This is a genomic window from Ruegeria sp. HKCCA4812 (genome assembly GCF_013034245.1).
Lineage (GTDB): Bacteria > Pseudomonadota > Alphaproteobacteria > Rhodobacterales > Rhodobacteraceae > Ruegeria.
In genome coordinates, this window is the sequence record NZ_WQFQ01000008.1 from 19,036 (window position 1) to 42,594 (window position 23,559).

Annotated in this window: 17 protein-coding genes and 1 tRNA gene; 6 read left to right on the forward strand and 12 right to left on the reverse strand. The window is 57.4% G+C overall.

Annotated features, from left to right (window positions below):
* Positions 1-7 precede the first annotated feature (7 nt).
* The 5 genes from mtgA to GOW04_RS17905 form a co-directional block, all read right to left on the reverse strand.
* The gene (gene mtgA / locus GOW04_RS17885) at positions 8-742 is read right to left on the reverse strand and encodes a monofunctional biosynthetic peptidoglycan transglycosylase (protein WP_171233492.1); all 735 of its coding nucleotides are present in this window, start codon (positions 740-742) and stop codon (positions 8-10) included.
* 39 nt (positions 743-781) lie between these two features.
* Positions 782-1,696 (reverse strand): Hint domain-containing protein, encoded by a 915-nt coding sequence (locus GOW04_RS17890; RefSeq protein WP_171233493.1) that lies wholly within the window; start codon positions 1,694-1,696, stop codon positions 782-784.
* 181 nt (positions 1,697-1,877) lie between these two features.
* Positions 1,878-6,410 carry a glutamate synthase large subunit gene (gltB, locus tag GOW04_RS17895; protein ID WP_171233494.1) on the reverse strand — a complete coding sequence of 1,511 codons (4,533 nt, stop codon included), beginning with the start codon at positions 6,408-6,410 and terminating at the stop codon, positions 1,878-1,880.
* Positions 6,407-6,844 (reverse strand): GFA family protein, encoded by a 438-nt coding sequence (locus GOW04_RS17900; RefSeq protein ID WP_152459664.1) that lies wholly within the window; start codon positions 6,842-6,844, stop codon positions 6,407-6,409. Before GOW04_RS17900 ends, gltB begins: the two co-directional genes overlap by 4 nt.
* A gap of 23 nt (positions 6,845-6,867) precedes the next feature.
* Complete coding sequence (locus GOW04_RS17905) at positions 6,868-8,301, reverse strand: NAD(P)-dependent oxidoreductase (RefSeq protein ID WP_171233495.1); 1,434 nt, start codon at positions 8,299-8,301, stop codon at positions 6,868-6,870.
* A 230-nt stretch (positions 8,302-8,531) separates the two neighbouring features.
* On the opposite strand from GOW04_RS17905, the gene GOW04_RS17910 reads away from it, so the two are divergent.
* Positions 8,532-9,335: an undecaprenyl-diphosphate phosphatase gene (locus tag GOW04_RS17910; protein WP_171233496.1), complete on the forward strand. Its 804-nt coding sequence runs from the start codon at positions 8,532-8,534 to the stop codon at positions 9,333-9,335.
* Here GOW04_RS17910 and GOW04_RS17915 read toward each other — a convergent pair whose 3' ends face one another.
* Positions 9,336-10,319 carry a complex I NDUFA9 subunit family protein gene (locus GOW04_RS17915; RefSeq protein WP_171233497.1) on the reverse strand — a complete coding sequence of 328 codons (984 nt, stop codon included), beginning with the start codon at positions 10,317-10,319 and terminating at the stop codon, positions 9,336-9,338.
* A 201-nt stretch (positions 10,320-10,520) separates the two neighbouring features.
* Here GOW04_RS17915 and GOW04_RS17920 point away from each other — a divergent pair.
* Positions 10,521-10,607, forward strand: a tRNA-Leu gene (locus tag GOW04_RS17920).
* Between the two features lie 518 nt (positions 10,608-11,125).
* Here the strand turns inward: GOW04_RS17920 and GOW04_RS17925 are convergent.
* Positions 11,126-14,269, reverse strand: a complete 3,144-nt coding sequence (locus GOW04_RS17925; protein ID WP_171233498.1) for an efflux RND transporter permease subunit — start codon at positions 14,267-14,269, stop codon at positions 11,126-11,128.
* 12 nt (positions 14,270-14,281) lie between these two features.
* Complete coding sequence (locus GOW04_RS17930) at positions 14,282-15,442, reverse strand: efflux RND transporter periplasmic adaptor subunit (RefSeq protein WP_171233499.1); 1,161 nt, start codon at positions 15,440-15,442, stop codon at positions 14,282-14,284.
* An 87-nt stretch (positions 15,443-15,529) separates the two neighbouring features.
* Here GOW04_RS17930 and GOW04_RS17935 point away from each other — a divergent pair, with 87 nt between their 5' ends.
* The gene (locus GOW04_RS17935) at positions 15,530-16,171 is read left to right on the forward strand and encodes a TetR/AcrR family transcriptional regulator (protein ID WP_171233500.1); all 642 of its coding nucleotides are present in this window, start codon (positions 15,530-15,532) and stop codon (positions 16,169-16,171) included.
* 260 nt (positions 16,172-16,431) lie between these two features.
* On the opposite strand, the gene GOW04_RS17940 is transcribed toward GOW04_RS17935, so the two are convergent.
* The gene (locus GOW04_RS17940; RefSeq protein WP_254430201.1) at positions 16,432-16,905 is read right to left on the reverse strand and encodes a cupin domain-containing protein; all 474 of its coding nucleotides are present in this window, start codon (positions 16,903-16,905) and stop codon (positions 16,432-16,434) included.
* Between the two features lie 89 nt (positions 16,906-16,994).
* Between GOW04_RS17940 and GOW04_RS17945 the strand changes: the two genes are divergently transcribed.
* Entirely contained in the window at positions 16,995-17,573 is a 579-nt protein-coding gene (locus GOW04_RS17945) for a TetR/AcrR family transcriptional regulator (protein WP_371813782.1), read from the forward strand.
* 343 nt (positions 17,574-17,916) lie between these two features.
* Here the strand turns inward: GOW04_RS17945 and GOW04_RS17950 are convergent, their stop codons facing one another.
* The 3 genes from GOW04_RS17950 to GOW04_RS17960 are packed head-to-tail and all read right to left on the reverse strand — an operon-like array spanning position 17,917 to position 21,403.
* Complete coding sequence (locus GOW04_RS17950; protein ID WP_171233502.1) at positions 17,917-19,410, reverse strand: heme biosynthesis protein HemY; 1,494 nt, start codon at positions 19,408-19,410, stop codon at positions 17,917-17,919.
* A gap of 10 nt (positions 19,411-19,420) precedes the next feature.
* On the reverse strand, positions 19,421-20,635 hold the full coding sequence (locus tag GOW04_RS17955; protein ID WP_171233503.1) for a COG4223 family protein: 1,215 nt from the start codon (positions 20,633-20,635) through the stop codon (positions 19,421-19,423).
* Positions 20,636-20,689: 54 nt separating this feature from the next.
* Positions 20,690-21,403 carry a uroporphyrinogen-III synthase gene (locus GOW04_RS17960; RefSeq protein ID WP_171233504.1) on the reverse strand — a complete coding sequence of 238 codons (714 nt, stop codon included), beginning with the start codon at positions 21,401-21,403 and terminating at the stop codon, positions 20,690-20,692.
* A gap of 98 nt (positions 21,404-21,501) precedes the next feature.
* On the opposite strand from GOW04_RS17960, the gene tsaD reads away from it, so the two are divergent.
* Together tsaD and GOW04_RS17970 are read left to right on the forward strand one after the other, a co-directional pair.
* Positions 21,502-22,599, forward strand: coding sequence for a tRNA (adenosine(37)-N6)-threonylcarbamoyltransferase complex transferase subunit TsaD (tsaD, locus tag GOW04_RS17965; protein ID WP_171233585.1), 1,098 nt, complete (start codon positions 21,502-21,504; stop codon positions 22,597-22,599).
* Positions 22,596-23,558, forward strand: a complete 963-nt coding sequence (locus GOW04_RS17970) for an NAD(P)H-dependent glycerol-3-phosphate dehydrogenase (protein ID WP_171233505.1) — start codon at positions 22,596-22,598, stop codon at positions 23,556-23,558. Before tsaD ends, GOW04_RS17970 begins: the two co-directional genes overlap by 4 nt.
* The last annotated feature ends 1 nt before the right edge of the window (position 23,559 follow it).

The window sequence follows — 23,559 nt, forward strand, 5'->3', positions numbered from 1 at the left end:
GCGGGTTTCAATCCTCGAAACAATCCGCGCGACCATCTGCGCGGATGGTGGCCGCCCCATCGAGGATCGAAGCCGCCCGTCTGCGGGTGCGCGCAGTCGGATCCGTGACCGACCGGTTGCGCGGGGACGGCAGGATTGCGGCAATTCGCGCCGCTTGAACCGAAGTCAGCTTTGCCGCACTGGTGTTGAAATAGCGTTGCGCGGCGGCTTCCACCCCGAACACGCCATTTCCCGTTTCGGCGACATTCAGATACACCTCAAGAATACGCTGTTTGCTCCAGAATATTTCAACCACCGGCGTGATCGAGGTTTCCAATGCCTTGCGCACCCAGCTGCGGCCCTGCCAGAGGAACACATTCTTCACCACCTGTTGCGTGATGGTCGAGGCACCACGATTGCCGCCATCCTCAAGCGCGTCGCGGATGGCTTCGACGTCAAAGCCCCAATGCAGGCAGAAATTTGCGTCCTCGGCTGCAACAACTGATCTTGCCATGATCGGTGCCATGTCTTCGATCGGAACCCATTCGCGTTCAACCTTTCCCAGCCGGCGCCATTCCGACCAGATAGTGTGGGTGACAGGAGGGTTCACCACCGAATAAATCAGGACCAGAACAACCACGAGGCCCAGAACCGCCATGACCGCTCGTGTTGCCCAGCGGCGAATCTGCCGCGCCACCGGTTCCTTCTTTCTGGATGCCTTGCGTTTTTTACCGCCGGATTTGCGGGCTGCTTTCTTCGCCATGTCTCAGCTATACGACGCAAGGTTCCGGTTTGAAACGGCCTAAATCGCGAAAGCTCGCGCCTCGCGCGGATGAACGATCGGGCGCGCGGTTTTCAGCGACATTGGATCAAGCCCGGTCAACTCGGGAAACAAGTGCAGGACTTCGCTTTGTGTTTCACGATCCGAAGCTGACAACGCGTGCCCGGGATAATAGCTTTCGCTCTTTGCTCCGTTGGCGAAAACGATCTCATGCTGTTTGAACAACAGGTGGAAATATTCAACCTCACCGCCCTCGACCCGTTTCACGGTGTCATCGTTGACCAGAGTATGCGCCGGAACCAGCGCTTCGGTATGGCCGAACAGATAGGACGCCTGCCAGTCTTCGATCAGCATTCGGTGCTGCGGTGAAACCAGCAAGGGGCGATCCAGACCAAACACCCCGGCATCGAAACGGATTGGGGCCAGTTTGCCTTCGGCTGCGACGGTTGTACACCCGACCCAGATCAAGGGTTGTGGTCCGTGATCCACCGTGATGACCAGATCACCAGCCTTCAAATCCTCAACCGCGCGCTCACCTTCCGGTGTGGCGATCATGGTCCCGGCCGTAAAGCACGGCGGCCCAAGGTTACCGACATTCAGCGGGCCTGACGTGTTAACAAAAGTGGTCGACACCAGCGTTCCGGGCTGCAGAACCTGGCCGTCTGTGGGGGTGAAAGCCCGAGACCCATCGGCCAGGTAGAACGTGGTTCCTGTATAGGTCACGTTCCCAACGCCTGACACGTTGATCGTTACAGTATCGCCTGGCCAGGAATTTGTAACGTCTTGACCGTTGACCGTGTCACCACTGGGCGCGTCAATAAGATTGTCATCATTCGCATCAGTCAGGGTGAAATTGCTGACCGCGACGGCCGTTCCCGCTGGTGGCGGGCTTGCGGGATCAAAGGTGAAGAACTGATCGCGATATGTCGTTGGCATACTGTTGCCCCTACTCTGTCACCATTAGAAACCGAAACAGGCAATGGCTATCACTACAAGGTGAAAAAAGCATGGCGAAATTCGGAAGAACAGGCAAGAATCCCACCGAAACCGCACAAAAAACTGTGGCCCCGCGTGCTGCAAATGGCACGCGGGGCCGGTTTTTTGGTGGAATTTTGGCTTACTCCGCCGGAACTGCCGTGGCTTCTTCGCTCAGCGGGTGGCTGAGTTTGTTGAGCATTTCTTTGGGACAAACCTGTAAGAAGTTGCCCTTTTCCACATCCCAATGCTGGAGAATATCCGCAGCCTTGCGGCTGTAAGTCTCCTCGGCGTGACGCGTGATCAGGGCTTTCAATTGATCCACCCAATGGTCCACGGTGACCGGGCAGGTCACAAGCGTTTCCTTGTTCATCAACGCTTCGGCCTTGCCTTCAGGATCATACAGATATGCCATGCCACCGGTCATCCCGGCACCGAAATTGGCCCCGATATCACCAAGAATCACGGCCACACCGCCGGTCATGTACTCACACCCGTTCGAGCCACATCCTTCAACCACAACTGTGGCACCCGAGTTGCGCACGGCAAACCGTTCACCCGCGCGGCCAGCCGCAAACAGATGGCCGTCAGTTGCACCGTAGAGAACCGTGTTTCCGATGATTGTGTTGTCGTCTGCCTTCAGCGGGCTGACCTGCGGCGGGCGCACAACGATCGTGCCGCCAGACAGGCCCTTGCCAACATAGTCATTGGCATCCCCCGAAACTTCCAGCTTCAGACCCGGGGCAGCGAAAGCCCCCAGGGATTGGCCGGCCGAACCCTGGAGTTTCACGTGCAGGTGGTCATCCTGGAACGTGTTCCGCATGCCGAAATTCTGCACAATGTGGCTGGAAATACGGGTTCCGACGGTGCGGTGCGTGTTCTGGATGGCATATGACAACTGCATCTTCTCGCCGTCCTTCAGGAACCGCGCCGCATCGCGCACGATCTCGGCATCCAGCGTGTCGGGCACGGCGTTGCGGTCCTTGTCGCGATTGTACACGATGTTATGCGCACCATCGACGGTGATCAGCAGCGGGTTGAGATCCAGATCGTCCAAATGTGCCGAACCCCGGCTAACCTGCGCCAGCAGATCAGCCCGACCGATGATTTCATCCACGGAACGCGCGCCAAGGCTGGCCAGCAGCTCGCGCACTTCCTGCGCGTAGAAGGTGATCAGATTCACCACCTTGTCCGCGTTGCCGGTGAACTTGGCACGCAGCGATTCATCCTGCGTGCAAACGCCGACGGGGCAGGTGTTCGACTGGCATTGACGCACCATGATACAGCCCATCGCGATCAGGGCGGCGGTGCCGATGCCGTATTCCTCGGCCCCCATCATCGCCGCCATGACGATGTCGCGCCCGGTGCGCAGGCCGCCATCGGTGCGCAGAGTCACCCGGTCGCGCAGGTTGTTCATCGCCAGAACCTGATGCGCCTCGGTCAGGCCCATCTCCCATGGCAGACCGGCATATTTGATGCTGGTCGCGGGTGAGGCACCCGTACCGCCATTGTGACCCGAAATCAGGATAATATCCGCTTTCGCCTTGGCCACACCGGCTGCAATCGTGCCAACGCCCGAGGACGCCACCAGTTTCACCGTCACCTTGCAGCGCGGGTTGATCTGTTTCAGGTCATAGATCAGCTGCGCCAGATCCTCGATCGAGTAGATGTCATGATGCGGCGGGGGAGAAATCAGCGTAACGCCCTTGGTGGAATGCCGCAAACGCGCGATCAGGTCGGTGACCTTCATGCCCGGCAGCTGGCCGCCCTCGCCCGGTTTCGCACCTTGGGCAACCTTGATTTCCAGCTCTTCACATTGGTTCAGGTATTCGGCGGTCACACCAAACCGGCCCGAGGCCACCTGTTTGATCTTGGCCGAGGGGTTGTCGCCATTCGGCTCCGGCACGAAGTGTGCAGGGTCTTCACCACCTTCACCCGAGTCGGATTTCGCCCCGATCCGGTTCATGGCCACGTTCAGCGTCTTGTGCGCCTCGGGGCTGAGTGCGCCCAGTGACATGCCCGGCGTGACGAAACGCTTGCGGATCGAGGTGATCGATTCCACCTCTTCAATCGGCACCGGTTTGCCCAATGGTTTGAAATCCATCAGGTCGCGCAGATGGATCGGCGGGTTCGATTGCATCTTGGCAGAATACTGTTTCCACAGCTCATAGGACGCCTTGTTGCACGCCATCTGCATCATATGCATCGAGGTCGCTTCCCACGCGTGGGTTTCACCCGATTGCCGCGCCTTGTAGAAACCACCGATCGGCAACACGTCCAGACCGCTGTTCCAGCCCTTGGCGTGGATTTCTTCGGCCTTTGCCTGAATACCGGTGACGCCGATGCCGGAAATACGGCTGGTCATACCCGGGAAGTACTCGGCGACCATCGCGCGGCTCAGGCCTACAGCCTCGAAATTCAGACCTCCACGATAAGACGAGATCACCGAAATTCCCATCTTGGCCATGATTTTCAACAGGCCCTGGTCGATGGCTTCGCGGTAGCGCGCAACATTTTCGGTCAGGGTGCCGTCCAGCAGCCCACGATCGATGCGATCGGCCAGCGAGTCTTCGGCCAGATAGGCGTTCACAACGGTCGCGCCACAGCCGATCAGAACCGCAAAGTAATGCGGATCGACACATTCAGCCGAGCGTACGTTCAAGGAACAGAACGTCCGCAGGCCCTGACGGGTCAAGTGTGAGTGCACTGCGCTGGTGGCAAGGATCATCGGCATCGCCACACGATCTTCACCCGAGTTCATGTCGGTCAGCACCAGATGCCCTGCGCCAGACCGGACAGCCTCTTCAGCTTCGGCTCTGACACGGGCCAAAGCCGCGCTCAGCGCACCTTGACCAGGCTCAAAGCTGCAATCGATTTCGGCCAGCGGAGCATTGAGGTTCCCAACCAGTTCATCCCATTGCGCGTTTCCAACAAAGGGGCTTTCCAGAACGATGATCTCGGTCTGGCTGCTGTCCTCATCCAGCACGTTCTTCAGGTTCCCGAACCGGGTTTTCAAGGACATGACGCGGTATTCGCGCAAACTGTCGATCGGCGGGTTGGTGACCTGAGAGAAATTCTGCCGGAAGAAATGGCTGAGCGGGCGGTATTGCTTGGACAGAACCGCCGAAGGCGTATCGTCACCCATGGACGCCAGCGCCTCTTTGCCATCTTCGGCCATGGGCGCAAGAATCTGCTCCAGCTCTTCGACCGAATAGCCTGCCGCGATCTGGCGTTTGCGCAGATCTTCGCCCGAGAATATCGGCTTTTCGGTCACACCTGCCAGCGCCTCGTCCAGATCGTTGATCTTGCCGACCCATTCACCAAACGGCAATGCGCTCGCCAGCTTGTTCTTGATCTGGGTGTCGCGATACAGCTTGCCCTTTTTCATGTCGACAGCCAGCATCTGACCGGGGCCCAGCGCGCCTTTTTCGGTCACTGTGGACTCATCAATCGGCACCATGCCGGCCTCGGATCCCGCAATGACAAGACCATCGCCAGTCACGACGTAACGCATCGGACGCAGGCCGTTGCGGTCCAGTCCAGCACAGACCCAGCGGCCATCCGTCATGGCCAGTGCGGCGGGGCCGTCCCACGGCTCCATCACCGAGTTGCAGTAAGAATACATGTCGCGCCACGCCTGCGGCAGTTCCACCGCCTGCTTGGACCAGCTTTCCGGAACCAGCATGGTTTTCGCCATCGGGGCCGAGCGGCCCGCACGCACCAGAACCTCAAAAACCGAGTCCAATGCTGCCGAATCCGACGATCCTCCGGCGATGATCGGCTTGATATCCTCGGCATAATCCCCAAATGTCGAGGACGCCATGCGGATCTCGTGGCTTTTCATCCAGTTGATGTTGCCTTTCAGCGTGTTGATCTCGCCATTATGCGCCAACATGCGGAAGGGCTGCGCCAGCCACCATTGCGGAAAGGTGTTGGTGGAATAGCGCTGGTGGTAGATTGCGAAGGCGGATTCAAACCGTTCGTCCATCAGGTCGGGATAGAAGACGGCAACCTGCTCGGCCAGCATCATGCCCTTGTAGATGATCGAACGGCAGGACAGCGACGCCAGGTACAACCCGGAAATACCCGCAGCCGAGGCGGCCTTTTCAATACGGCGACGAATGACATAGAGTTCACGCTCAAAGGTCTCTTCGTCCACACCTTTGGAATTCGAGATCAGGATCTGCTCGATCTCGGGCCGGGTGGCGTTGGCTTTTTCACCCAGACAGGTGACATCGACCGGCACGTGACGCCAGCCATAGATGTAATAGCCCATGCGCAGAACTTCGCTTTCCACGATGGTCCGACACTGTTCCTGTGCGCCAAAGTCGGTGCGCGGCAGGAAAACCTGACCAACAGCGATCAGTTCGTCCAATTTGGGCTCGTGGCCTGTGCGCCTGATCTGATCGTAGAAAAACGAGACCGGAATCTGCACGTGAATGCCCGCGCCATCACCGGTCTTGCCGTCAGCATCAACCGCGCCGCGGTGCCAGATCGCCTTGAGCGCGTCGATACCGGCGTCCACAACCTTGCGCGACGCTTTCCCATCCACGGACACAACAAGACCCACACCGCAGGAAGAATGCTCTTCTTCCTCGGAATAGAGACCATTTTCAGCCATCCATTTGCGCTTGGCTTTTTCGGCCCGCACCCAATCGGCATCATATTTGGTCATTGGCTGTCTCCTTCGTCAGAGGGGGCGTACATGGCTTCGACCTCGGCTTTGGTCATCTGCCGGCGTTCGCCTGCGAACGCGTAGCCCTGGGGCTTTTTGTCGATGTAAAGTTCAAGTTTCAGTGGGTTGCCTGCGGCGTTGTCAAACAGACCTGCCGCCATTTGCGTCTGGCCGTGCATCTCGCCCGGGAGCGTGATCCGATACCAAAGCGCCGAGCCGCAATCGGCGCAAAAGGCGCGCTCGGCCCAGTCAGAGGAAGTGAAGGTTTTGACCGGTCCAAGCGCGGCATAGCCTTCTTCGGCCTGAAACGTCACCAGCATGGAACTGGTCCAGCGCCGGCACTGGTCGCAATGGCAGGCCCCCAGCGCATCCCGCGCCGGAGTTGCCGTCACCGTAACTGCGCCACACATGCATTGGCCTTGCAATTCAGGCATTTCGAAGCCTCCTGATCGCGGGATTATTCGGCCGCAACGGCAGATTTAGCATTGAAGCGTTCGATGATCGCATCAGCGCAGTCACGACCGTCCCGGATCGCCCAGACCACCAGCGAGGCACCGCGTACGATGTCACCGATTGCATAGACTCCGTCCATTTCGGTCTCGCCGGTTTGGAACGCCGCCTTGATCGTACCCCAGCGGGTGACCGGCAGATCAGGTTGTCCGAACAGCGTCGGCAGGTCTTCAGGTTCGAATCCAAGCGCCTTGATCACAAGATCGGCGTCTTCGACATAGTCCGCACCTTCGATCACTTCGGGGGCCTGACGACCGGATGCGTCTGGCTGTCCCAGGCGCATCTTCTGAACGATGACACCCTTGACCGTGTCTTCACCCGTGAACCCTTTGGGCGCGCTGAGCCATTCGAAGATCACGCCTTCTTCTTCGGCATTCTGCGTTTCACGCTGTGACCCCGGCATGTTGGCCCGGTCCCGGCGATACAGACATTTGACAGAAGTCGCGCCCTGACGGATCGAAGTGCGCACGCAATCCATCGCAGTGTCACCGCCGCCAATCACGACGACTTTCTTGCCGTGGGCGTTCAAGCGGCCGTTGTCGAATTCTTCGACCTGGTCGCCAAAGCTTTTCCGGTTCGAGGCTGTCAGGAAGTCGATCGCCTTTTCGATCCCAGCCAGACCGCTGCCCGGCATTGCCAGGTCACGCGACTTGTAGACACCGGTCGCGATGATAACGGCATCATGCCTGGCCCGGATTTCTTCGAACTTGGCCGCATCCACGTCGCAGTTCAGAACAAACTCGACCCCACCATCTGCCAGCAGGTCATTGCGGCGCTGAACGACGTCTTTTTCCAGTTTGAACCCCGGAATGCCATACATCAGCAGGCCACCGGCCCGGTCATAGCGGTCGTATACCGTGACCTGGATACCAGCCTGGCGCAGCATATCCGCAGCGGCCAATCCACCTGGGCCTGCACCAATGATACCTACGCTTTCAGCGCGTTCGGCCGATGGAGCAACCGGCTGGACCCAGCCTTTTTCCCATGCGGTATCCGTTATGTATTTCTCGATCGAACCAATCGTGACCGTTCCATGGCCCGACTGTTCGATCACGCAGTTGCCCTCGCACAGGCGGTCCTGCGGACAGATGCGCCCGCAGATCTCGGGGAAGGTATTGGTGCCCTGACTTACCTGATAGGCTTCTTCCAAGCGCCCGGTCGCAGTCAGGCGCAACCAGTCGGGAATATTGTTGTGCAACGGGCAATGCGACTGGCAGTACGGAACACCACATTGGCTGCACCGACTCGCCTGCTCGGCTGCTTTTTCGGCGGCGAACTCGGAATAGATCTCGTCAAAGTCGTCCTTGCGGTCATTGGCAGCACGCTTTTCCGGCATGACGCGGTCGATCTGCACAAATTTCAGCATCGGTTGCTTGGCCACGGGTCAGACTCCATGAATTGGCTAGGTTCCGTTTCTTTACGGGATGCGCTTTTGGATGAAAAGTCAATTATACTGACCTAAATTGAAAAAATGCAGCGCGCCTTTAAGAAAAGTAGAAAATAATTGGAAATTTTAGATCCGATTCGGACCTATATGCGCGCTTTCCTTTTTTCCATCGCCCTTATACCCATAACCCACAAAGAACACGTGGCAGCAGCACGGCAGGGCAGATGAGTTTGTTTCACCTGATTCTCGTAGCAATCATTCAGGGAATCACTGAGTTTTTGCCCATATCCTCATCTGGTCACCTGATCCTGCTGCCCAACCTGTCGGGGTTGCAGGACCAGGGTCAAGCCATTGATGTCGCGGTGCATGTGGGAACCCTGGGCGCCGTGGTGCTGTATTTCCGGTCAGATGTAAAACAGGCCCTTGCCGGATTACCGCGCGCATTGACCGGACGGGCGGATACACCGCAGGCCCGGCTTGCTCTGGGCCTGATCGTTGCAACTGTTCCTACCGTGATCGCGGGCCTCATTCTGCATGTCACCGGGTTGAGTCAGGCCATGCGTTCGATCACGGTCATCGGATGGACAATGCTGGGATTCGGTCTGCTGTTGTACTGGGTGGATCAGAGGGCTCCTGAAACCAAAGAGGCCGAAAATTGGGGAATACGCGACGCGCTCATCATGGGTCTGTGGCAGGTTCTTGCCCTGATCCCAGGCACGTCCCGTTCCGGGATAACCATAACCGGCGCGCGGCAATTGGGATATACCCGTGAAGACGGCGCGCGGATCGCGATGTTGATGTCGATCCCGACAATCCTGGCGTCGGGCACACTGCTGGCATTGGATGCCGTGCGCGGGGCCGATATGCAACTGGCCCGGGATGGGGCCATTGCGGCGCTGTTTGCCTTTCTTTCGGCCCTGCTGGCGCTCAGCCTGATGATGCGGCTTCTGCGCAGCGTCAGCTTCACACCCTACGTCATCTACCGCGTCATTCTAGGCGTGATACTATTGATCATGGCCTACAGCTGATCAGATACGCAGGTTTTTGGCCGAGTTCTGAATGTCGTCATATTGACCCGAGGGGCGGAATTTCCACAGGTATTCCGGCAGTATCGATTCCAGCGTGGTCGGCACGATACCAAGGTCTGTAAAAGACTTTGCGCCCTCGGCGACAACATTGTCGTGACGCAGGTTCTTAAGCTGATCGCGCGTCAGAATGTTGTTGGGGAACAGCTGGAAGCTGACAAATTTAACGATATCCAGCACACCCGCCATAATCCGCGCGGCAAAGAACGGCAGGCCGATGATGACGCGGCGACGGTGAATCACTTCAAGCATCTGCTGCATCAAGGCACGAAAGGTCTTAACCTCGGGGCCGCCAAGCTCGTAAACACCCGGCTCTGCCTGCCCCAGAACGCCTTTGACGGCAGCCTGCGCCACATCGTCTACGTAAACGGGCTGGAATTTTGTCTCGGCCCCGACCAGAGGCAGGAACGGTCCCATGCGGGTCATTCCGGCGAAACGGTTGAAGAACTGGTCTTCGGTGCCAAAGATCACCGAAGGACGCAGGATCACGGCATATGGCATATGTTTCAACACGCCCGCTTCACCATGTGCTTTGGTCCGGGAATACGCACTGGCTGAATTCGCATCCGCACCGATGGCCGAGATGTGAACCATCCGCTTGATGCCCTGCTCGGCCGCCAAACGCGCGATGCGTTCAGCTCCTTCGGCCTGAACGGTATCAAACCCGTTTTTGCCAAGCTCGTTCAGCACACCCACGCAGTTGACAACCACATCGGCGCTCTGCATCGCCAGCGCCACCGAGGCATCATCCCGGATATTGCACAGCACCGGTTCGACCTGACCCACGGCACCATAGGGTTTGACGAACATGGCCTCGTTCGGGCGACGTACAGCCACCCGGACTCGCCACCCCTCTTTCGCCATGCGCCGCGCGATGTAGCGACCGACAAATCCCGATCCGCCAAAAATCGTCACCAGTTTCGACATGAGAGGGCTCCTGCTGAGAAATTGCGCCCTAGAACTAGCGCCGGCAGGCCAGTCAAACAAGGCGCTAATTCGCCGCGACGGTGTTGAAAACCATGCGTGGAAAACACCGGCCGGGAATCGAATTCAAAAAACTTTAAAAATTCTCGCCGAATCTGGTTGACGCCTCCCGCGACTAGGCTTAAACGCCCCTCCACGACACCTGCCCAGGTGGCGGAATTGGTAGACGCGCTAGCTTCAGGTGCTAGTGTCCGTATGGACGTGGAGGTTCGAGTCCTCTCCTGGGCACCATATCTCCCCGCAAGATGTTGAAACACAAAAATTTTCTTTGCGGGCATCAAAATACCCCCCTGATTTATCTCCCGACTTTTCGCAGATAGATCTGTAGGTATTGGTTGGTATCGCGCAGCTTCCAAGCTTCGGCAGAATCGTCCGCTGACTGCAACCGAGTTGTTAGGTTTAGTTATGGTTGTTCCGCCCGTTTCAATGGTCCTAATGATCAAAGCCAAGGCTGCGCAATCTACAACGAGACGGATAGCCCAAATCGATTATGAGTCGTATCCTCCGCACAACCGGCGCAAGCGGGTCACTGACGGAAAAGCACCGCAAAGCAGTAGTGCATCTCAGTAGAGCAAATTTCCGATCCGGCCACAAAGTAACCAGGTGCTGCAGTCCGCGATAACGACGTCAACGCGCAGAAACCAGACACTGCAAAATCCGGCGTTCGGCCCACAGCAGAACTTGACTCTTACTTCGAACAACGGCGGCTTTGAACCACACCAACTCACAAGGAGAAGTAGGCGCAATTCTCATTCCGCCACCAGCGCGACAACGGCTTCGCGTGGTTCGGAATGGCGGTTTTTGGCCGGACGTTGTTTGTTGAATGTTCTACGATACACCAAAGCGAACACGGGAGGGGTGAAGTAGAAAGATACAACGGTTGATAACAGAACGCCGCCTGCGATTGCTACGGCGAATGGTGGCCAAAATGCACCTCCACCCAATATCAGGGGTAAGAAGCCGCCAAAGGTCGTGACCGTTGTCGAAATAATGTGACGGCTGGAACCAGTAACTACGCGAGCCATGGCTGCGCGATCTCCCTGGCCGGCCTCTCGGTCTTGTTGTAACCCGGTCAAAATAATGATCGCCGCATTGATCGAAACCCCTATTGAGCCGATGACCCCGATGATTGCCGTTATTCCGAACGGGAATTGCATGACTGCCAGCGACAGCAGTGAAAGGCCTGCAGACAACACGCACACGACCAAGGTCACAAGGGTCAGCCGGAACGAGTTGAAGGTCAGAACGATCGTCGCGATGGAGAGTGTGACGATCAATCCGACAGAGGCGAGCAAATTTCCCACGGTATTGGATCGCGCATCACTGTCGCCGCCTAAGGACATCGAATAGCCTTGTGGCAACACAAACCCGGACGCATCAAGCGCTTCCAATATGTCCTGCAAAGCCTCTTCGGGTAAAACACCAGGTACGATAAACGCCTGTATGGTGTTTTCTCGCACGCCATCCGTTCGAGTTATGACGCTTTCTGCAGGTTCGATTATGGGTCTGGCTAGTTCTGACAACGGCACAGCAGGGAAAATTCCTGTCGCGGATATTTCGGCAGCGTTCGGCAGTAGAATGGGCATACTGACAATCGCGCTTAGATCTGCTCGCACCTCGTCACCCAAACGAACGCGCACCGGCAACTGCTCAGTCCCTTCGATCAGTGACCCACCGGTGATGCCAACAAGCGCCGTGTCCAGCTGACCCGCTATATCCGCCACGTCCAGCCCCAGCAAACGGGCTTTGACCTCATCAATCTCGAACCGGATTTGAGGGTTGCCGCCGTTCACACTGGCACGCGCCTGCGTCACCAGATCGAGATTGGCCATTACTGAACGCACCTCGTCGCCCAGATTACGTAATACCGAGATGTCCTGCCCCTGAATTTTGACTTCAACCGGTGCGGCGACCGGAGGACCCTGAACAAGATTGCGCACGATGATCTGCGCGTCAGGAAAGTCGATATCCAGACGGCTCTGCAACGCTCCGACAAGGCGGGCCGCATCGTCGGCCGTGTTGGTCGTGATCATGGCCTGTGCAAAACCGGGCTCGCGCGAACGGTTTCCAACGATGTTGTAGTAGAATGCCGGGCCGGACTCTCCGACGGTCCAGTAGACACTTTTGACGCCGTCGTCAGCCAGCAGCATTTCATCGATCTGGCGGGCGGTTGCTTCGGTGGTGGCAATTGACGTTCCACCCGGCATATCGACTTCGATATAGAATTGGTTGCGGTCGACGCCCGGGAAGAATTGCGCGGTCAGCGTTGGAAAGGCCGCAAAGCCAAGCACGGGCAAGATCAATGCCAACACGATGGATCGCACCGGATTAGCGACTGACAATCGAATTGAGGCCTCGAACATTCGGGCAAGCGGCGGGATGCTGATGCCGCGGCTCAGCATTCCTGCGTCGGGGCGGTCCGACAGTAGCCAGCCCGCAATCGCCGGGGTCACCGTCAAGGCCACAACAAGGGACCAGACAAGCATAAGCACCACGGCGATAGCGATGGCACCGACAAAGTCGCCTGCGGGTCCCGGCAGCAAGATCATCGGCGTGAAGGCAAGCGCCGTTGTTACGGTCGATGCCAGCAGTGGCGCGGCCAACCTGCGAACAGCATCCCGTACGGCTGCTAGCCGATCCATCCCATCCTGCAGACGACGCCGAATTTCATCGGTCATGACGATGGCTGCGTCAACGAGCAGACCAAGGGCAACAATCAGGCCCGTCACGGACATCTGATGAATTGGCAATCCAATCATGTTCATCGTCGCCAGAGTTGCCAATGAGACAACCGGCAATACCAAAGCCACAATCCCAGCTGCCCGAACCCCCAACGTAACAAACAAAACTGCCACGACCAGTGCTACGCCAATGGCCATGTTGATCCCAACCTCTGACAAACGATCCGTCGTGTACTCGCTTTGATCAAACAGCAGTATTTCCTGCATGCCCAAAGGTACCGATGCGGCGCCGGCCTCAAGCTCATCCCGAAGAAAGCCTGTCCAGCGGTCGATCTGTACCCCGTCCTGCGCCAGAACTCCTATCAAAACCGAGGGCTTTCCGTTGGCAAACGCGATTGAGGGCTGCGGTTTGCGCGCGCCCCGGTCTACCCTGGCAATATCTCCGAGCTGCACCACGGCACCGTCTGCATTTTCTCGCAGGACGATGCTTCGAATGCGGTCCAAAGTCTCAATTTCTCCGCTTATGCCTATGGTCAGGTCGACATCGGACTGCAACCGCCCGGATTGGACCTTCCCATCTGCTTCTGCAATCCGCTGGGAGATCTCGGCAGCGCTGAGCCCAAGCGCAACGGCCTTGTCCATATCGACATTTACGAGCACTTCTTCTTCCGGCTGACCGAAATAGTCCACGGCTCGCGTAGAGGGTATCGCGCGCAGCCTGTCACCCAGAGCTTCGGCATGCCGCGACAGCAAAGTTAACGGGAAGTCCGGATCCTCGGCCGCAACGGCAATGACAGCAGAATAGGCAGAAATACCCTCGGCATCGAATTCCGGCGGCAACACTCCACTCGGAAAGTTCTGTCGAGCATCTTCAACGGCATCCCGAGCTTCGGCCCAAACCTGCTCAATGGTTGCTTCATCCAGCGTCTCCAGCAACTCTACCGAAACGACCGATACGCCCGACCGGGATACAGAGCTGATTTCATCCACTTCGGAGATTTTCCGCAGTTCTTCTTCGATTTCTGCGGTGACCAACGCTTCGACCCGCTCCGGGTCTGCACCCGGGAACTGCGTCGTCACAGTTGCGAAGAGGTTGGTAATCGTTGGGTCTTCCTGCCGGCCCAACGATAAGAACGAAGACAGGCCTGCAGACACAAGCACCAAAATGATAAGAGCAACCAGTCGGGGGTGGCGAAAAGTAAGGGTTTCCATCAAATCGCTCCGTTACTCGCCCGTGTTGAAAGCGACGCGCTGGCCAACAGTAACGCGCTGTGGCCCTTGGTCGATCAGAACAGTGCCTTCTGGAAACGCGCCGCGTACGAAAACACGGTCATCTTCAGCATGCAGAACTTCGACCGTTGCTAGGCGCACAATCTTCTGCGCGTCTGCAACCAGCAGTGTCCATTGCCCACGCGTACCTTCTTTCAAGGATGTCGTGGGCACCCAGGTTCCCGCACTCTGTACGGGATCAATTATATGCACACGAGCGGTCTGCCCGAAGGCAACGTCCGGCGCGTTCCTCAGATCGAAAAGTGCGGTTCTGGTGCGGGTTACCGGATCAATGTCGGGCCGCAAGGTTGCAAGGTCAGCCCGATAGCTTTGACCAGCGATCTCGATTTCAACATCTGTCAGAAGCGCCGGGTCAACGTCGAGTGGGATACCAATTCGAATCTGCGGCGACACGACCTCGACCATACCCAGAACCAGTTCACCCGAGCGCAGGGTTTCACCGCCGTCGACGTGTCGCGCGGTTATTTGACCAGAAAACGGAGCCTCAATGCTGGATTTTTCGATCCGAACGGTTACGTCCCGCAGCGCTGCATCCAGTTCCCCAATTCTAGACAACAATTCATCTTGTCTGGAAACTGCCTCATCTAGGCGAGCTTGACTGGTAAAGCCTTGTTCGATGAGTTTCGCGTTTCGCTCGACCGTTTTCTCGGCGAATGAAAGCTGGGCTGCAATGGCATCACGAGATGCCGTCAGTCGGTCGCGTTCAACCTCCAACAGAGCTAGGTCTAACGTTGCGAGAAGTTGGCCCTTAGCAACCTCGTCACCCTCATCCACCAGAATTTGATCAAGCGTCCCATTCAATTCGAAAGAGATATCTGCCGAACGCTGAGGCTCGACCTGACCGATGAATACACGGTCGACTGTGTAGGCGCTTTCGGACGTGATTGGTGTGGCGGAGACCGGGGTTACAGCAGCGGCATCTGGCGCCGGTACAGCATCTGCTCTGCGCGTCAGCTCCGATGCACCGAAGTAAACTGCGGCCGCTGCAACACCTATGAAGCTAACGGTCACCCCGACACGCACGGTACCGCGTAAAACACGAGAAAAGAAGCTCGGCTTGGTCTCTTCAGTAAAGTATTTCGCGGGACTTTGCATTTGCGGACCTCATCAAGTTAGTATCTCTAACATATGTTAGAAGTTCTCACTTTGACAAGGGATACGTGATCTGGCACATGTTGGATCATGACCAGCATAGAAAAAAGTCACTCAAAAATCAGCCAAGCGACCGGTCAAACGGTGAGCAAGAAAGCCTATCATCATGGCGATCTCCGCGCTGCACTGATCGAAGCAACCCGACAGTTGGTTGAAGAAAAAGGACCGGACAGTTTTTCTGTATCCGAGGCGTGCAGACGCGCGGGCGTTTCAACCGCGGCACCTTACAAACACTTCAAAGACAAGACAGAAATGTTGGTCGCCACTGTCCTTGAAGGAATGGATCGGCACCGAGACAAAATGCTTGCCGCACTGGAAGGCGTTCCCGAAGGATCTCCCGAGCGCATTACTGCCATCGGGATGGAGTATGTTGCCTTCGCGTTAAATGAGCCTGGGATCTTCAGACTGAAATTTGGCGGCTTCACAGATCGCATCGCGGATCCCCGGTTGGAGGAAGGTGGCCAGCAAAGTTTCGGGATTCTCTTGACTGAGGTAGCAAAGTGTCTCGGTGAACCGGGAATCACAGACGAAGTTCGCCGCCGTGGTTTTTTGTTGTGGAGTTTCGTGCACGGGCTGTCCTTCATTCTGCATGACAAAGGGCTTGCTGAGAAAGGCGAAGATTTCGATCTTCATACCCTTCTTGAGGACGTTTCGGAAAGAATGCTGAATTGAGCGTTCTCACGCCAAAACGAACTTGACCAAGCGCAGATAGCAGACAATCTAAGCCGCTATCACGCCTACGCGTAAACGATTGCTCTGGTTCACATAGAAGACATTTTTGGACAGCGCAGCGAATGTCCACTATCCACAATCGCAAGGTCTCATCGTGAATGCCGGCTTGGGATTGAGCTAGTGTTACCAGATAGGGTCTATAGCAGAGTTTTCAGTCCAATACTTCCGTTTCTCAACCTGGAATTATATAGGCGCGTTTGTTAGCTGGGAACTTCTGCAGGCACCAAGATCGTCATTCCTGCTCGGTCTGCTACGGCCATGATTGCCGGAATGTCTGGCGGTCCATCTGGCGCCGGAATTTCTGTCGTACCATCAGGCATTGCTTCACCAGCTTCAGTAAAGAAAGTGTCATGCATCGCGCCAGGGGCGTTTATGCAAAGTAGCCGGCCAGGCCGTTCCCCAGTACACGTAAAGGCGTGCACTGCGCCGTCCGGAACTTTGACGAAGTCACCACTTTTTGCGCTGATTGCCTCACCATTCACAAAGAACTCGAATTCACCATCGAGCACATAGAAGCTTTCGTCTTCGCCAGCATGATGATTGGGTGGCGCACCGGCACCCGGCGCCGTCTTTATCTCAACGATTGTGCAACGATCTCCGGTCTCACTGGGAAAGGCGTGAAAAGTCAGAAGGTTTCCTAGAAGATGATAAATTCGTGGGCGAGGTTCAGCCATTACTTCAACTCCCTTTACTTGAAACACACTGCCCTTATGATACATATATCTATTAATGAGACAAGTGTATCATAAAAGGCTTGGTATTGGTGTCGCGTACAAATCAAATTAATCGAACACGAGAAGCACTTCTTTCAGCTGCACGTGACTTGATGTCGGAAGGCAAAGAAGTCACGCTGGCAAAAGTCGCTGAGCGTGCCAAAACCAGTCGTGCGACGGTCTATCGTTACTTTTCTGATCCAAGTGTCTTGGCTTTGGATGCGACGCTCGATCTTGAAGTTACTCCAACTTCAGAACTTCTCGAGGGGCTGAATAACGTCAGGAGCCGCGTACACGCCGTTGCGCGCTACTATCTGGATTTTTCTCGGGTTCATGAGGCGCACTTCCGGCAGTTTCTGGCTGAATCACTCAAGGCATCACTTGAAGATGGAACTGTCAAAATGCGTGGCGCCAGAAGAGTGGCGGCTTTTTCGGAAGCACTTGCACCAGTTCAGCCATTGATGAAGCCGAAGGAAATTGACGACCTGGCAAAGCGATTGTCCATGACGACGGGCATGGAACAACTTATTATTCTGGAAGATATTTTGCGAGTGGACGAAGCAACTGGTTACCAACTTCAGGAAGGGTTGGTCGACGCTCTGTTGGATCGGTACTTACCAAAAAACTGAGGCAGAATTCAGATGCCGATTTCATCCCAAAACTGCTGGAAAATAGACACCAGTTAAACGTCCGCTTCGGATTGACTGTGTACTTCGCGACGAAGAACGCGAACGGCCATTTTGACCGCATCTCGGACGTTAACTGCGCCTTTGTTAAACGGCTGCTTTGCGGAGGAAGCGGCCAACACAGCCTGTAAATGCAAGAGGCCGCCAACGCGTCGACAAGCCGCTGAGAGAGACGAAAAAGCACGACCCTTCGGACCGCTGGCGTCCGGTTTGGCTTCACCAAAAAAAGCGCGGCGTCGCATCAATCTCAATGAGCGCAAGCAGGCAAAAACAGACGTTGCAGGGCTCAGGCCTGCTTTTGAACCTCGGCTTCGTCTGCCAACTCTGCCGACTCTGGTGTCACTTCGACCACATCATCCTCGTCCGCGGGCTCCATGACTTCAGGCTCTTCGGATTGATCTTCGAGCGCACCAACGATCAAAGGCAACATATGTACGCCGGTCGCGCTTGCGATTTCGGGTGTTTGTGGTGTCTGCCAGCTGAGCGTGTCGAAGCTGCCGCAGTTCTGGCAGACCGGTCCCCATTCAGGTTGGATATCATGGCAATTGGTGCACACCCATTGCGGACCACGCGGCGCATTCAGCGCTTTGGCCAACCAGCCTTGCACAATGGCGTCCGAGGCCCCTTCGCCCCGTTCGATAGCGGCCATCAACGTATAGGCGCGCGCATCACCCTGCGTTTCGACCACATCGCCCAGCGCACGGCGGGCTTCGGGGAAGTCCTCGGCCACGATGTTCAGTTCGGCCAATATCAGACGCGTTTCCATGTTCTCGGGGTGAATCCGGGTCAGCGCGGTGAACCGCTTGATCCGTTGGTCAGGGGTTTCATCCGGCACGATGTCGGCAAAGGCATGGGCCAGATCCGGATGCGGCTGCGCCTCCCATGCTTTTTTCAGAATCTTGGTTGCGGCCCGGGGTTTGCCTTTGGCGATATACGCGCGGGCCGCCATGGCAGCGGCAGGCACCAGATCAGGCGACAGGCGATTGGCTTCAATCGCGCGCTCCTGCTGTTCGACCGTCGCACCTTCGTCCAGAATTCCCTTGGCTTCGGACAAGGCCAAAACCGCGTCACGCCGTTTGAAGACATCGCGCGGCAAATACCCGGCTTTCAGCTTGGCCGTCAGGGTCGAACGGGCACCGGCCCAATCCTGCGCCTTGGTTTGCAGGTTCAGCAGCACGTCCTGCGTTTCTTCATGACGTGGTTTGATCGCCAGGGCCTTCTCGGCCAGTTTGCGGGCCGTTTCATCATCACCTTCGGCCAGCTTCTGCTTCATGATCCCGCGCACGCCAACGAAACGGGTGGCGCTGTTGGTCACCAGTTTTTTATAAGTGTCCGATGCCTTTTTCGTATCCCCGGTCATCTCGGCGGCCTGTGCCACCAGCAGGTCTGTAAGCTCGGGCTTGTTCAGCAGTTTCTCGGCCTTGCTGGCTTTGGTCATCGCCACGCGGCCTTCGCCCGAGGCCAGCGCCAACAGACCATCAGCCAGCGCCTGGTATCCCTTTTGCTGGCGATTGCGGTCAAAATACCGAGACAGGGCCGTTTCGTCACCGTTCAGGAATTTCAGCGTTGCGATCAGCAGGCTGAGCAACTTGAAAAACAGCCAGACCGCAAAAACCAATACAGCCAGCGCGATCACTGACTGAAGCGGCCCCAGCGTGAATTCCGTGCCCGCGACGGTGATCTGAACCCCGCCACTGGTTTGCATCAGGAAGTGACCGCCCAACGCCAGCAGGCCGATAATCGCAACAAAAACGAGGATCTTAAACAGTGACCACAGCATGGCAGGTCCTTCAGTTCGAGTTCAGGCTGGAAGCCAGTGTATTCGCCGCATCGACGGCGGCGACCCGTGTTTGGGCCGCCTGTTCCCAATCGGACATTGCAGCCTGTGCCGCTTCGGGAAGTGATTTCAGTTCGCTCAAGGTTTTGGCCAGGTCTCCGTCCGCAAGCGCAGCCTGTGCCCGTGACAGGATGGCATCTGGCCCATCCCCTTCCTGGGGCGTGACCGAGCGCGCGCCCGTTTGACGTTGCAGGAATGCGATCAGGCCGGTGCCCTTGTCGGCTTCACGGGCTTGGGCCAGCGCGGTTCGGGCCGCAGGCGCGAAACTGTCGCGCAGAGAAGAGAGTGTTTCAACACCCTTGTCAGCCGGCCCGGACAGGGCATCCGGCACATCCACACCGCCTGCTTTCAGTTCTGCAACCAGATCGGAATAGGGCTGACCCGCATCCAATTGCCCATGCAAACGCGACAGAACGGCGGCATTGGCCGCAGCCTGCGCATCGGCTGATGCTTTCGCCTCCAGCGCCTGAGCGTCGGAAACCATTTTTTCAACCTCGGCCCGTTGCGAGGCCAGCGAGTCCTGAAGCTTCTTCAGCTCAGCTTCGAACGCGGCCATGGATTCGGGCGACACGCTGGATTCGATCGGGGTTTTCTCAAGCGTCGCAATGCGGTCTGACAATGGTCCGATCTGGCCTGACAGCGTATCCACAGTGGATTTGATCGCACTCAGGTCACTTTCCACGGGTGTCAATTTGTCGGACAGCGCTTTGACCTGATCCGTCAGACCAGCATCATCCGGACTGTTTGCAAGCGCCTGAGACAGCTTGGCAATCTGGTCGGACTGGTCTGCCAGTTTGGATTCCAACGTCGCCAAGGTATCCGAGCTGTCCGAGCCAGTTGACAACAGCCCGCCATTACCCAGCGCAAATCCGACGGCGGCAGCGATGGCGCCGCCCAGCAAAGCGGGAACAAATCCGCCACGCTTTTCAACGACACGCTCGACCACTTTTTCTTCGGCCGGGGCAGTATCTTCAGTCGACGCTTCGGCTTCGGCTTCGGCTTCGGCTTCGGCTTCGGCTTCGGCTTCGGCTTCGGCTTCGGAAAGTTCTTCTTCTACGGTCTCAGTCGGGTCAACAGGTGTATCTTCCTGTTGCAGTTCGGGTTCGACGACGTCATCTGCCTTGGGGGTTTCCACCGGCTTTTCTTCGGACTTTTTCTTACCAGCCACCGCAATATTCCCCTTATCGAATCCAAATTCAGATGAATAACAGCCCCAGTCAAGTTAATCGGGGACCGCGCCGCCCTCAACCCGCAACGCATGTTTCACAAGCTTTTTGACAGCCTTACGCATTTTCTTTGGTGTCGGCTTCTTTGCGATCTTCAGGCGTGCATAGTCCAATGAATAAAGGGGATCCGCCGTGGCCTGGCTGATTGCGGCCAACCACAAAGGCGCGGATCCGGTCCAAATATCGGCAAAATGTCGCGCCGTTCTTGGCGAAAAAAGCGGTGCGATTACCAGCGAATCCAAATCTGCCACCCGGGTCGCTTCGGATGTTAGCGGCAACAGCAATTGCTGGTAGACTGGCAGTTCCCCCACGGTCAGGCCGGATTCGGTCAGTCGACCGGCAACATTGCCGCGCGTGTTCTCACCCCTCAAATGCAACAACGGGCTTTTGGGCCTCCGCTTGAGCAGATGTCCCACCAGTTCTTCCGCCGTGGCCCCGACCATTTCGGCCCGCCACCCGCAACCCTTCGCTGTGCTGGTCGTTGTCGGTCCGACGCAGAAAGCGGGCAGGTTGCGGTCCACACCTTTCAGGGCCGCCGCGTGCACCGCATTGGCCGACGTGAAAATCAACCCCTGCACACCCTCGGTCTCAACCTCGACCGGCAGAGGCCGGATTTCCATGATCGGAGAATAGATGACCTGAACCCGGGATTTGGTACGGGTCGGCAGCTGCGCGACGAACCGTTCAGAGGCAGCGCGCGGGCGGGTCATCAACAAATACAACGTGCGGCCCCTTGGCCCTTCAGGATTGTTTGCATCCGCGCAGGGTGATACCCCGCCGTTAGATCATGATGCAACGGATCAGGGTGATGGTGCAAACACTTACCGTACTGGGATTGGAAAGCAGCTGCGACGATACCGCCGCGGCCATCGTGCGTCAAACGACGGGCGCCAAGGCCGAAGTCCTGTCATCCGTGGTACATGGCCAAACCGAACTGCACAGCCCTTTTGGTGGCGTCGTGCCCGAGATCGCGGCCCGGGCGCATGCGGAAAAGCTGGATGTCTGCGTTCTGCAAGCGCTGGACACCGCTGGTCTTTCCCTGAAGGACGTGGACGCCGTTGCGGTCACCGCGGGGCCGGGTCTGATCGGAGGGGTCATGTCGGGCGTCATGTGCGCCAAGGGGATCAGTGCGGCAACCGGTCTGCCGCTGGTGGGTGTCAATCACCTTGCCGGTCACGCGTTGACACCACGACTGACGGACAACATTGCCTTCCCCTACCTGATGCTTCTGGTGTCTGGCGGCCACTGCCAATTCCTGATCGCCCACGGGCCCGAACATTTTACCCGCCTTGGCGGCACCATCGACGATGCGCCGGGCGAGGCCTTCGACAAAACCGCCCGCCTTTTGGGTCTGCCGCAACCTGGTGGCCCTTCCGTCGAAGCCGAGGCGCGCGCCGGTGATCCCAAACGCTTTAGATTTCCCAGGCCACTTTTGGACCGGCCCGGTTGCGATCTGTCCTTTTCGGGGTTGAAAACGGCCTTGATGCGGATGCGCGACCAGATCGTGAACGAAAAGGGCGGTTTGACGCGCCAGGACCGCGCAGATCTGTGCGCCGGATTCCAGCAGGCGATTGTGGACACATTGGCCGAAAAGACCCGGCGAGCGATTGATCTGTATCTGGAAACCTCTCCGTCTGAACCCGTGATTGCCGTTGCCGGAGGGGTTGCCGCGAACTCAGCCATTCGGTCCGAATTAGAGTCTGTTTGTGTTGAAAAAAACACCAGATTCACCGCCCCCCCATTGGCGTTGTGCACGGACAATGCCGCGATGATTGCCTATGCTGGCCTGGAACGCTTTCGTACCGGCGCGCGGGATGGGCTGGACCTGGTCGCCCGCCCTCGCTGGCCTCTGGATCAACACAGCCCGGCCATGCTGGGCGGCGGCAAGAAAGGGGCTAAGGCATGAGCGTATCCGTCCTGGGCTCCGGTGCGTTTGGCACTGCTCTGGCTATCTCGCTGGCAGGCAACGGGCCAGTGACACTGTGGTCAAGAAACGCCGATCGGGCGCAGCAGATGCGCGAGACGCGCGAAAATGCAACCCGACTGCCCAACATAACCTTGCCCGAGGACATCAATGTGACTGGGGATATCGCCAAGGCGCTCAGGGCTGACACGCTTTTGTTGGCCGTGCCAATGCAGAAATTGCGCAGCGCTTTGCAGGATCACGCACCGGCCCTGCGCGGCAAGACTCTGGTGGCCTGCTGCAAGGGAATTGAACTGACCTCGGGGCTTGGACCTGTCGCGGTCATCAAAGAGAGCATCCCGGATGCCCTCGTCGCGCTGCTGACCGGGCCCAGTTTTGCTGATGACATTGCACATGGCCTGCCCACCGCTCTGACGCTGGCTTGCGAGGATACGGAACTTGGCAAGGCGCTTCAGGCCGAACTGACGACGGCGAACCTGCGCCTTTACCGCACCACAGACACGATCGGCGCCGAACTTGGCGGCGCGCTGAAGAATGTCATGGCCATTGGCTGCGGTGCCGCCATCGGCGCAGGTCTGGGAGACAGCGCCCGGGCGGCCTTGATGACCCGCGGGTTTGCAGAGATGCAGCGCTTTGCCGCGATGCGCGGCGCGCGCCCCGACACCCTGATGGGTTTGTCCGGGTTGGGGGATCTTGTGCTGACCTGCTCTTCCGAGCTGTCCCGAAACTATCGTTTTGGCCTTAGTTTGGGTCTGAATCAGCCCTTTGACAGCCAAATGACGGTCGAAGGCGTCGCCACTGCCCGTGCCATGTCGGACATTGCCGCCAAGGAAGGGCTGGATATGCCCATCAGCGCCACGGTGGCGGACCTGAGCCATGGCGCCTACAGTGTCACCGAGGCCATTCAAAACCTGCTAAATCGACCCCTCAAGGAGGAATAAC

Excerpts from the sequence above, each read along its gene's own strand:
- mtgA (WP_171233492.1), bottom strand. The coding sequence starts at position 742 with ATGGCGAAGAAAGCAGCCCGCAAATCCGGCGGTAAAAAACGCAAGGCA.
- GOW04_RS17890 (WP_171233493.1), bottom strand. The coding sequence starts at position 1,696 with ATGCCAACGACATATCGCGATCAGTTCTTCACCTTTGATCCCGCAAGC.
- gltB (WP_171233494.1), bottom strand. The coding sequence starts at position 6,410 with ATGACCAAATATGATGCCGATTGGGTGCGGGCCGAAAAAGCCAAGCGC.
- GOW04_RS17900 (WP_152459664.1), bottom strand. The coding sequence starts at position 6,844 with ATGCCTGAATTGCAAGGCCAATGCATGTGTGGCGCAGTTACGGTGACG.
- GOW04_RS17910 (WP_171233496.1), top strand. The coding sequence starts at position 8,532 with ATGAGTTTGTTTCACCTGATTCTCGTAGCAATCATTCAGGGAATCACT.
- GOW04_RS17915 (WP_171233497.1), bottom strand. The coding sequence starts at position 10,319 with ATGTCGAAACTGGTGACGATTTTTGGCGGATCGGGATTTGTCGGTCGC.
- GOW04_RS17925 (WP_171233498.1), bottom strand. The coding sequence starts at position 14,269 with ATGGAAACCCTTACTTTTCGCCACCCCCGACTGGTTGCTCTTATCATT.
- GOW04_RS17930 (WP_171233499.1), bottom strand. The coding sequence starts at position 15,442 with ATGCAAAGTCCCGCGAAATACTTTACTGAAGAGACCAAGCCGAGCTTC.
- GOW04_RS17935 (WP_171233500.1), top strand. The coding sequence starts at position 15,530 with ATGACCAGCATAGAAAAAAGTCACTCAAAAATCAGCCAAGCGACCGGT.
- GOW04_RS17940 (WP_254430201.1), bottom strand. The coding sequence starts at position 16,905 with ATGGCTGAACCTCGCCCACGAATTTATCATCTTCTAGGAAACCTTCTG.
- GOW04_RS17950 (WP_171233502.1), bottom strand. The coding sequence starts at position 19,410 with ATGCTGTGGTCACTGTTTAAGATCCTCGTTTTTGTTGCGATTATCGGC.
- GOW04_RS17960 (WP_171233504.1), bottom strand. The coding sequence starts at position 21,403 with ATGACCCGCCCGCGCGCTGCCTCTGAACGGTTCGTCGCGCAGCTGCCG.
- tsaD (WP_171233585.1), top strand. The coding sequence starts at position 21,502 with ATGGTGCAAACACTTACCGTACTGGGATTGGAAAGCAGCTGCGACGAT.
- GOW04_RS17970 (WP_171233505.1), top strand. The coding sequence starts at position 22,596 with ATGAGCGTATCCGTCCTGGGCTCCGGTGCGTTTGGCACTGCTCTGGCT.